A 10,753-nucleotide genomic window follows, 5' to 3' on the forward strand; every position below is an offset into this window, starting at 1 on the left:
CACGGTACAGACAGCTTCACGTACATCGTCACGTCGGGTGGGGTATCGGAGTCCACCACGGTGAACGTCGATGTCACACCAGTGAATGACAGGCCTGACAGTGAGGACTTTACGCATGTTACTGATAAGCCTTTGACGCAAGTTGTATTTGATACTGATATGAAACCTTTAGGTGATGGCGACTCTCAGGATCATATAGCGGATATTGAAGATGACTTAAATGGCAACGATTTGCATGTGCGGATTACTGAACTGCCAACCTCAGGTACGTTGTTCTTTAAAGATAGTGATGGTGAGTTGCACGAAATTAAAGAAGTAAGCGATACGCTTTATGACAAAGACAGCCTTTACTATGAAGCTGATAATGTTGGCTTCTTATTAGGTATCAAAGATCGTCCTAATACGCCTAATAGCTCGGAATCTACAACAGATTTCAATAACTGGGGATTAAGTGAGGATGGTGGTTCATCACATTCCCGTACTGAGCATTTAGCAAATGGAGCTTCTATCACCATTTCTTCTGATAGCGGTGAGCTTGCGCAGTACAACCGCCAGGTGTCACACATCGGCAATGGTATCGCTGACAATGATGGGCAGGGTATTGAGAAAGGTGAAACGATTACGATCGATTTGTCTAATAACCCTGTGGGCAGCGTAAACCTTGGCTTAGATGGATTAGGTGGATTGTTTGATTACGGTGATGACAACGCAGCACTTATTACGGTTACATACTTAGATTCAAATAATGTCCAACAGACTCAAACGTTCGAGTTTTTGAAGCCTGAAGGCAACTTCATGCTATTCCAAGAAACAAGCGTTGGTTATGGGAAAGATCTAGCTCTTCCTGAAGGTTCGGTCATTACTCAGTTAGATTTTTCTACGAAAAATGAAGGGAACTGGGAGTTACGTTATGTAGAAGGTGTACCTGCCGAAGACAGCTTTGGATATGTGGCAGTCGACTCTGAAAATGGCGTTAGCGATCCATCTACAGTCAATATCGTTAATGAAATGCTAGATGGTAATATTGCTGAAAATGGGCCAAGCCTGTCTGTGGTCGGTGATAGCGTGACTGAGGGTGACAATGTCACGTTCTCGGTTGTTCTAAATGAAACCACCAGCACTGCCGTTAAGTACCAAGTTGATATGCTTGCTCAAGGTTCTTCAGTTGATAAGAATGACGTAAATCTATCAAATGCAACCTATACAAATGGTGTTGTTTTCTTAGGTGGTTACTTGATTGTTCCTGCAGGTATAAGTAGCTTCGAAATATCGATTCCGACTATTGATGACTTGGTTGTGGAAAGCAGCGAAACGATCGTTCTTGAGATCGGCGGTGAAACGGGGACGGCAACAGTTCTTGATAATGACAGTACAAAACTTAGCGTAGTAGATGCCGGCGATGTCATTGAAGGAACTGACGCAATATTTACCGTTTTACTCTCTAACCCTGTTCAAGAGGCCGTTGTCGTCAATCTGAAGTCAACAACAAATGATAGCTATACTGCGGAAGATGTTGATTTAGGCACTATGGTAGTGACCTATGTGGATACTCATGGTCAAACTCAAACATTAGATATGGCGCCTAATGGAGACGTTACCATACCTCCAGGTGTCGCTGAAATTAAAGTCGCAGTCCCGACCAAACTAGATAATGTCCATGAAGGTGATGAGAGCTTTGGTCTGACGGTTACGGAAATCGGTAGTGTCACCAGTAATGGTATTGCAACTGGTAACGCAAATATTGTGGATTCTGATCCTGCACCTTTAGTTAGTATTAGTGCCGATCAAAACAGCGTAAATGAAGGTGAAACGGCAGGCTTTACGCTGACACTTGATAAAGTTGCAGATGAGAGTGTTACGGTTCATGTCGAATATAGTGGCGTGGCCCAAGATGGAAAAGATTTTGTTGGCGTTCTGAGTGTTGAAGTTCCTGCGGGTCAATCTTCAGCTGCTCTTGACTTACTGACGGTCACCGATGGTATTTATGAGGGCGCAGAATCTTTCACAGTAACCATTAAAGAGGTGGATGGCGCTGATGCGAGCATTGCTTCAAATAACAGCGCAAGTGTTGTGATCGTTGATGCCCAAAGTGCACCGAAAGTGACTATTAGCTCAGATCAATCCTCAGTTGATGAAGGTAGTGATGCAAAATTTATCGTCAACATTGACCAAAAAGCAGATGAAGATGTACTGGTAACATTCACAATCGGAGGGAATGTTGATGACAAAGATTATATTGCTCCAAGTACGTACACAGTCACGATTCCAGCGGGTAAAACGTCGGCGCCGATTGATATAAAAACTCTCGATGATGGTATTTACGAAGATCTTGAAAACCTAACCGTGACTCTAATTGATACGGTTGGTGCAGATTCGACGCTTGCAAGTGACTCGAATGAAGCAACAGTCTCTATTATAGATGCTCAGCACGCTCCAGAGTTTATTTCTGGCGGCGATAGTGCTGGTGACAAACCAAATGATGATGTTTACGACTTCGGGTCAGTTAACGAAAACACGGTGAGTGGGGCCGTTATCGGCACGGTCGTTGCTGAAGATCACGATAATGACGTGCTTGTATACCGCTTTGCAGATGGCTCGAGCACTAATGGTATTTTTGATATCGACCCGACAAGCGGAGAGATTTCATTGAACAAGACAATCGATGATGTTGACTTGGGCGATTATATGCTTCAGGTTGAGGTTATCGATGGAACTGGCGGGATTGATACTGCCGAGGTAAATGTTTCTCTGGTAAATGTGAATGATGCTCCTGAATCTTCGCCTTCAGTGGTTGAGATGAATGAAGATACTCAAGTGATGCTTGATTGGTCATCATTCGGTATTAGCGATGTGGACTCTGATGTATCAGATCTCTCCGTCCAAATTACAACGCTTCCTAGCGATGGCTCATTAGAGTACAGAGATTCGCAAGGCGATTGGCAGTCTGTACAAATCGATCAAGTCCTCGATAAATCGCTTTTTGAGGAAAACGGTGTTCGTTTTGTACCTGAATTAAATGAATCAGGCAGTGACAGCTTCGGCGGAAATCAAGTCGGAGATCAGGAATCTAGTTACGCTCAAATTGGTTTTAAACCGACAGATGGGCAGAGCTCTGGTCAAGAGTCGACACTGACAATAGACGTGAACCCTGTAGCTGACAAACCGAACTTAATTGCAGTGACGCCATTAAACTCATTGCCTCAACAAGAGTTTAACGTTACGACATGGAGTAATGTTCAAGTTGGTTCTAGTGATGGTATGGGGGTCAATGGAGAGACTCTAATCTCAGCGATCAACGCTCTTAATGAAGCCGATGGTACTCGATTGAGTTGGGCAAATGTGGAAGATTTAGGGACTCATGCAACCTTGGCAAATGAGGCCGTTCTAGTCACATCTCTTGTTTATCTCGAAGCTGGCTCGAGTTACGACTTTGTCGGTCAAGCCGATGATAGCCTTGCAATCAAGTTGGGTGGTACGTTACTTGATCAAGCTCGTTGGGGGAGCGACAGTGGTGATATTAAGGGAGCTAGCTTTACCCCTTCGGTATCTGGCTTTTATCCAATTGAAATTTATCACCATAACCAAAGTGGTCCGGGTAACTTTAATGTGGATGTATCCATTAATGGACAAGCGCCTGTCAACCTGAGCAATAGTAGTCTTTACGTAGTTAGTGATGAAAGTGCACTAGAAGCAACTGATATCAGAACGTCTGAACTACAAGAAGTTAATGGTGTTGCGTTTTACGAAACATACCAGCTGAACGAAGGGTTACAAGATACAGCGATACCGCTCTCTGAAATTAAAGCAAGCTTAAATGATACAGATGGCTCTGAATCACTTAAAGTCACGCTAACTGGCTTACCTGTAGGTGCGATCCTTTCAGATGGAAATAGTTCTATTACTGTCGCAACTATTGATGAAGAACTGGACGTGACAAGTTGGGCATTAGATGCACTTACTGTGACTCCACCTGCGGGCTCCCATGATGACTTCACTATCAATTTGACTGCAACGAGTACAGAAAGCTCGAATGGTGATTCAGCAGAATCTAACTTGGCGATCAATGTTGTAGTACATGAGAACTTACCGACGGAAACGGAAAGTGATTTGGGCGAAACCATAGAAGACAATACTCTACAAGGGAATGTATTGCTTAATGACTCTGACGGCGACAATATTCTGATGGTAGATCATCTTACTATCGATGGTGCTGATTACGAGGTAGGCGAAAGTGTTTCTTTGACTAGTGGTACGTTACTAGTAAACCGAGATGGTAGTTACATATTTGAACCTGCTGAGCATTGGTCAGGTGACGTTCCATTAATTAGCTATACCACAAATACTGGCGTAACAAATACACTTGATATCAATGTTGTTGCTATCGCAGATGCACCTACGATCACGATCAATGTTGGCGACTTAGTTAAACGAGATGCTATTGATCCAAACCATCACTTAGCTACATCGGCAATAAATAATACCAATACCGAAAATGAGGCTGTCGCAGCCAACCTTGGGTTGGATAATGCAGTACCTAAAATTAATACACACGCTGGTGTTGTGTTGGGAGTCAATACTGACTTAAGTGACACCGACAGCTTGTTTGTTGGGACAGATTTCAACGATGTATTCTATGGTGGCGGTGGCGATGACGTATTTGTTGGCGGTGGTAACAATGATACGTTTTATGGTGATGACGCGACCAGTCTTACTCTGCATGATGGTAAAGATACAGTCTACTTAACAGGGAACTTTGATGACTACAAAATGACCTTCAAAGACGATCATGGAGGTAAAGTTCCATATTGGATTTTATTAGATAGTCGTTCTATCGATTCGGTAAACGATCATACAGGTAGTGATGACCGAGGTGATCATTTATATGAAATTGAACGCGTTGTTTTTGCAGACAAAATTGTTGATTTGAAACCTGATGGCACTTATGAAGTGCTTCAAGATCGCTGGATTTCGGTCGATGTGGATGTTGATCTAGTTGATGTCGATGGAAGTGAGGATTTAGCGCAGACTGCTCTTGTACAAGATCTACCAGACGGTGTTGACGTGTATGTTGATGGGGTCGCAATTAAGCAAGATTCAAATGGAGATTACCCTGTCACTCTTGGTACAGATGGTAAGCTTTCCCTGGATATCAGAGTGCCATTCGATTATGAAGGCAGCTTAGAGTTCCCGCTAAGCGTTACTGCTACGTCTGTTGAAGGATCAAATAATGACGCAGCTTCAACAACTGAATCCGTTGAGCTTACAGCTCGTGACTATGTGTTGGAGTCGGGATCGCATGGGAATGATCAGATAACGGGTAGTGACGATCACGATATTATTGTTGGTGATGTTCAAGGATTGGAGATCATTGCAGGTCAGGACTACAACATCGCATTTGTTCTGGACACTTCAGGGAGCATGGGTAACTGGGTAGGAACTGCGAAGCAAGAAGTGCTAGATGTGTTTGATGAGCTGTTAAGTGCGGTAAATCAAGGAGAGAAGCCAGGGACAGTGAATATTCACCTTAGTGAATTTGCTTCAAGTGCATCAGCGGTGATTTCTGTTGACTTGAGTTCTCTTACAGCAAGAAAAGAGTTTGTAGAAGAGTTGAATCGTGTAATTGATGATGAGGGTTCTGGCGGCACAAACTATGAGGCGGGCTTACAGTCGGCCGTTGAATGGTTCAGCAGTCAACCTAACCCTAATGGCCAAAATATCACGTACTTTGTTACGGATGGTCAACCAAATAGAGCAACATACCTCTATGGTGTAGCACCGAGTGAATTCTCGAAAGTGATTTTGGACGTCGATAATTCTGGCAAGCTTGTTACCCTGCAAGATATTGCGAGTAAAAACAATTACTCATACGGACAAACAGTTACCTACAAAGGTGATGTCGTTATAGATAGTTACGGTAAGGTTTATTCACCGCTAACAGGAAGAATCCTTGGCGATATCGACAGATATTATGGCTCTATCCGTTATTACGATGAAGGGAATAGCTCGACACAAGCTCAACACATGTATCAAGTACTAGCGGCATTGTCCTCTATAGAAGCGATAGGTCTTGGGAGTGGCGTTGATGAACATACACTCAAGCAGTATGACACTGATGGTGTGGTAGAGTCAGATATTGATGTTACTAAGCTTGCTGAAACGATATTGGGTCAAGATGTACCTCTCAAACAAGGTTCAGACACTATTCAAGGAGGTGAAGGTAACGATATCTTGTTAGGTGACTTAATTGAGTTTGGTGGTAATGAACAAGGCTTAAGTGCGATTCAATCACATGTGGCGCAGCAAACGGGTCAGGATGTGTCTACCGTTGACGGCGAAGATATACATGAGTACGTTAGAAATAACTTGGAAGAATTCAACCAAACTCACCAAGGAGATAAATCGGATAATTTATATGGCGGCGCTGGTGATGACTTACTATTTGGTCATGGTGGCAACGACATACTCGTTGGCGGTGAAGGGGATGATATTCTGATTGGTGGTTTAGGTAGTGATACTTTAACAGGGTCAGAAGGGGCCGACATCTTTAAGTGGAGTGAAGTCACTAACGATGTTGATACTGTCACTGACTTCAATAAAAATGAAGACGCTCTAGACTTCTCAGATCTGTTTGACGACTTATCTAAAGATGAAATTGGAGAGCTTCTTAATGATCTTCAATCAGGTGATCATACTGGTGATGTCGGAGAGTATCATGTAGAAGTGGCACCAGACGGGGGATCTGAGGCAAACCTGAGTATTACAAAAGGGAGCTCGACATTGGACATCCATTTTGACGGTGCAAGTGTTGATGATGTGACTCAAAGCTTAATTGCGAGTTTAGAAGCTCAGTACAAAGACATGTAGTAGCGCTAAACTGTAGTCAAATTTAAAATCAAAAAAGGTCTAGCAATTTGCTAGACCTTTTATTTTTACGGTCTGTTTATTGTTGTGCTAGCTTTTTGGAAGTGTTGTGAAAACGGTCCATTCTTTCTTCACTTCACCCTTGTGGCCAATCACTGTTGCGGTTACTCGACGGTTCAATGCGTGACTAACTTGGTCTGTACCTTGTGTCGCAAGTACTGTGTCTCCATAGCCGACAATGGTAACTCTATCTCCACTAATGCCGTTCTTCATGAGCTCTTTTCTAACGTTTTCAGCGCGGCGCTTAGATAAGTCAAGATTATGTTCTGCAGTACCAGTGCGACTAGCATAACCTTGAATCTCTATAGACGTGTTCGGGTACTCTTTCAAAAAGTCGGATAGTTCAAGAATTTGTTGCGTAAAGATAGGGTTGATCACATCGGAATCGTTCGCAAATAGTACTCGAATTTGCATTTCTTGTGAGGAGTCAACGTACGAACCACAACCGTCGTTGTCTATTTCGGCACCCAAAGGTGTACCCGGGCACAAATCTCGCTCGTTAATGACTCCGTCAGAGTCATCATCTATATGATCAGCCCACTGATCGGCAATTGGGGTATCTATGTAATCATATTCATCACCACGATCTGATGAACTGCATGCGGAGAGCATTAATGAGAGTGTAATAAAAGCTATGTGTTTCATAATTAATACTCCACTTCTTCTAGCCATTCTTTAGGCATTTCAACCCTTAATGCACTCAACAGTTGCCCAGTTGCGTTCATCACTCGATATTTGGCGTACTGCTCTGCGTATTTAGAATCTAAGTAGTCTTTACGCGCCTCAAAGAGCTCGTTTTCAGTGTTCAATAGATCAAGCAGTGTTCGTTTACCGATGCGATATTGCTTCTCGTAAGCAATTACGGTCTCAGACGCAGAGTCTACATGATCTGATAGAAACTCTTTTTGTTGTAATGTTAAATCAAGCGCACTCCAAGAAAGCCTTAATCCTTCTTCAACATTGCGATAGGCACCTTCACGCAAGTCTTTTGCTTTATTTAGCTGGTAGGCAAAGTTTTCTGAGTTCGCTGCATCACTGCCACCATTGAATAGGTTGTAGCGTAGACGCAGCATGGCAAGTGTCTCATCACTTCGACCTTTTAAACCATCAGCGTCGTCACGCCATGTTTGCGAAGCTTCAATTGAAATGGTTGGGTAATTAACACCTTTAGACTGTTTGTATTGAAACTTAGCCGAGTCTACGTCTGCGAGCGCCACTTGAATAACGGGATGAAGTTCAAATGCCAAGCCTACCGCTTCATCAACCGTGTACGGGATAAAGTTTTGGTCCGCTCTCGGAAAGATTAACCCTTGTGGTGTTTGACCGACTAAACGAGTGAACATCGTGTGAGAGTCATACAGGTTATTTTGAGCAGCAGCTAAGTTTCCGTGTGCTTTTGCCAAACGTGCTTCTACCTGCGTCAAGTCAGCAGTAGAGCCGATACCCGAGTTGACTCGTTTTTTAATGTCATCGTAAATATCTTTATGAACAGCAAGGTTGTTTTCTGAAAGCTTTAGGACTTCATACGCTTTAACAGCGTCCAAGTACACTTTAGTCACTTCAAGTGCCTTATCTGAAGCATCTGCTAAGAGTTGAAATCTAACAGATTCAGCATCAGCTGCGGTTCGATCAATATCATTTAATGTAGCGCTACCATCCCATATTAGTTGGGTCAGTGTCACTGAAGCTTCCTTTCGAGTGTAATCCGTGTCTCCTCGACCAACTTCATCTGACGGGTCTAATCCTTCATATCCAATTCCAGCATCTAGATCAACAGAGGGGAGATAAGCACCTGATGAAGCTTCATTTATGTACTTCTGGCTCATAAACTCGTTAAATGCACTCTTAATATCGGGGTTATTTTGTAGCGTCTGTGCAACCGCTTGCTCTAGAGTTTGACCGAAAACTGGTGAAGACACTATTAAGCAACAGCAGGCTATATGTACTCGATTCCATCTCACGTTAGTTCTCCTAAAATCATGTCGCTCTTATTCTGTTTCATATTTGAGACGAGAAGTTACAAACAATGAATTTTCTTAGTGCGTATTATCAACTTGTTGATGTTTAAATGTTTAATTCAATAAAAAACAACAATCTTACTCTCTAAACTCTAGCATACGAGGCAAAGCTTGCTTGGTAAGTGGTCGATTTTTTCGTAGAAAACCTTTTTATCTTAAGAGCATAGCGGAAACTGGTTTAAATGAAGGCAAATTCTTCGGTTATTTTCCTTATTACTCTCAAAAAACTAAATCCTCTTGGAATAAAACGAAAAATTCATATTTTGTCTAAACTATAGACGTGTTTAGTGCAGTAACAAGCCTTTAATTAAACTAATACAAGGATGAAGAGCATGGATCGAGTAGCGTTAAGTTCATTGATGAGCAATGTCGTGGTTATAGGGCTTGATGGGAACCTGAGAAGTCTTGAAAGTGGTCAGCTACCTCAGCCTGGTGAATTAATTATTGAGGAAGTTTCTGATACATCAGAATTAATTGTACAACAGGTAACACCGCAAGGTAGTTCAATTAACGTTACTGATGATGTCACTGCGCTAATCGAGGCTATCGCTAGTGGAGAAGACCCTACTGCTCTTGGTGAGGATTTTGAGCCAGCTGCAGGTGAGGAAAGTGGTTCTAGCCCCCAAAATACTGGTGCAATAGATCGTACTGGCGCTGAATTGTTGGCTAGTACGAATTTTGAGACCGTCGGTATTGATGGAATCGGACTATCTACAACTCAAGCACTATCTTTGTTGGATCTTTTCAGAGTAATTAATGGCCCTGTACCACCGACTATCTTAGTTCAAGAAATATCTAGTCCGACTATCAACGAAGGTGACCAAGTTGTATTCGATATTACTCTAAGTCAAACAACTGAAGACAACACTGATGTCATTCTTTCTCTCCTTGATGGAACCGCAACAGGCGGCTCAGCTGACGAGAACGGGAGTGACTACGTCAATGAGCGTGTCCTCATAACATTTTCTGATGGTACAACAGAAGAAGTTTCAGTCGGTGAAAGCGGAACCTTTACCATTTCGATCCCACCGGGTGAAAGTGACTTTACGGTCTCTATAGACTCTATTGACGACTCTGTATTTGAAGGCCCAGAAACGTTTACGCTCTCTGGCACGACAGAAGAACAAAGCACACCTGTTACTGGGACTGCCACTATTTTAGATGATGGTAGTGGACCTGGCTCAAATCCTGATGATGATCGCCCAGCGGTAACGATGAGTGATGCAGGTACGGTTAATGAGGGTGAGACAGCGAACTTCAAAGTGACGCTGTCGAATGCCTCCGAGTCCACTGTTCAAGTCGAGCTAGGCCTGAACTTGGGCGATACCGAAGCCGGTGACTTAGGTACCTTGGAATACAACACAGGCTCCGGTTGGGTTGCAGTGCCAAACGATGGCGTAGTAACGGTGCCAGCGGGGCAAACCGAGTTTGATGTGCGTATCGCTTCCATTGATGACGCTGTTTATGAAGGCCCAGAAGATTTCAGCGTGACGGTGACTGGCATTGGGGCGGTGCAAGGCAGCGATACCGGTACGGCAACGATAGTGGATGATGGCAGTGGTCCGGGCCCTGATCCGGATGATGACCGTCCAAGCGTGACTATTTCAGACGCTGGTACTATTAATGAGGGAGAGGCAGCGAACTTCAAAGTCAACTTATCGAACGCCTCTGAAGCGGAAACGCAAGTGGAGTTGGGTCTTAATCTCGGCGATACCGAAGTTGGAGATTTAGGCACCCTAGAATACAACACAGGCTCCGGTTGGGTTGCAGTGCCAAACGATGGTGTGGTAACGGTGCCAGCGGGGCAAACCGAA

At 43.5% G+C, this 10,753-nt stretch carries 4 protein-coding genes; 2 read left to right on the forward strand and 2 right to left on the reverse strand.

The features are described 5' to 3' along the window. Positions 1-60: 60 nt before the first annotated feature. Positions 61-6,864 (forward strand): Calx-beta domain-containing protein, encoded by a 6,804-nt coding sequence (locus R8N46_RS23885; RefSeq protein ID WP_318098545.1) that lies wholly within the window; start codon positions 61-63, stop codon positions 6,862-6,864. Between the two features lie 87 nt (positions 6,865-6,951). On the opposite strand, the gene R8N46_RS23890 is transcribed toward R8N46_RS23885, so the two are convergent. Together R8N46_RS23890 and R8N46_RS23895 are read right to left on the reverse strand one after the other, a co-directional pair. Continuing rightward, the gene (locus R8N46_RS23890; protein ID WP_005377363.1) at positions 6,952-7,566 is read right to left on the reverse strand and encodes an OmpA family protein; all 615 of its coding nucleotides are present in this window, start codon (positions 7,564-7,566) and stop codon (positions 6,952-6,954) included. A 2-nt stretch (positions 7,567-7,568) separates the two neighbouring features. Then, a complete protein-coding gene (locus tag R8N46_RS23895) occupies positions 7,569-8,882 on the reverse strand; it encodes a TolC family outer membrane protein (protein ID WP_021707835.1) in 1,314 nt (437 codons plus the stop codon). Between the two features lie 389 nt (positions 8,883-9,271). Here R8N46_RS23895 and R8N46_RS23900 point away from each other — a divergent pair. Beyond that, positions 9,272-10,753, forward strand: a 1,482-nt coding sequence (locus tag R8N46_RS23900; protein WP_318189671.1) for a Calx-beta domain-containing protein, incomplete at its 3' end; no start/stop codon positions are given.

The organism is Vibrio sp. 1874, from assembly GCF_033344395.1.
Lineage (GTDB): Bacteria > Pseudomonadota > Gammaproteobacteria > Enterobacterales > Vibrionaceae > Vibrio > Vibrio alginolyticus.

Bases quoted from the DNA above. Each gene is read 5' to 3' on its own strand.
- R8N46_RS23890 (WP_005377363.1), bottom strand. From the start codon at position 7,566: ATGAAACACATAGCTTTTATTACACTCTCATTAATGCTCTCCGCATGC.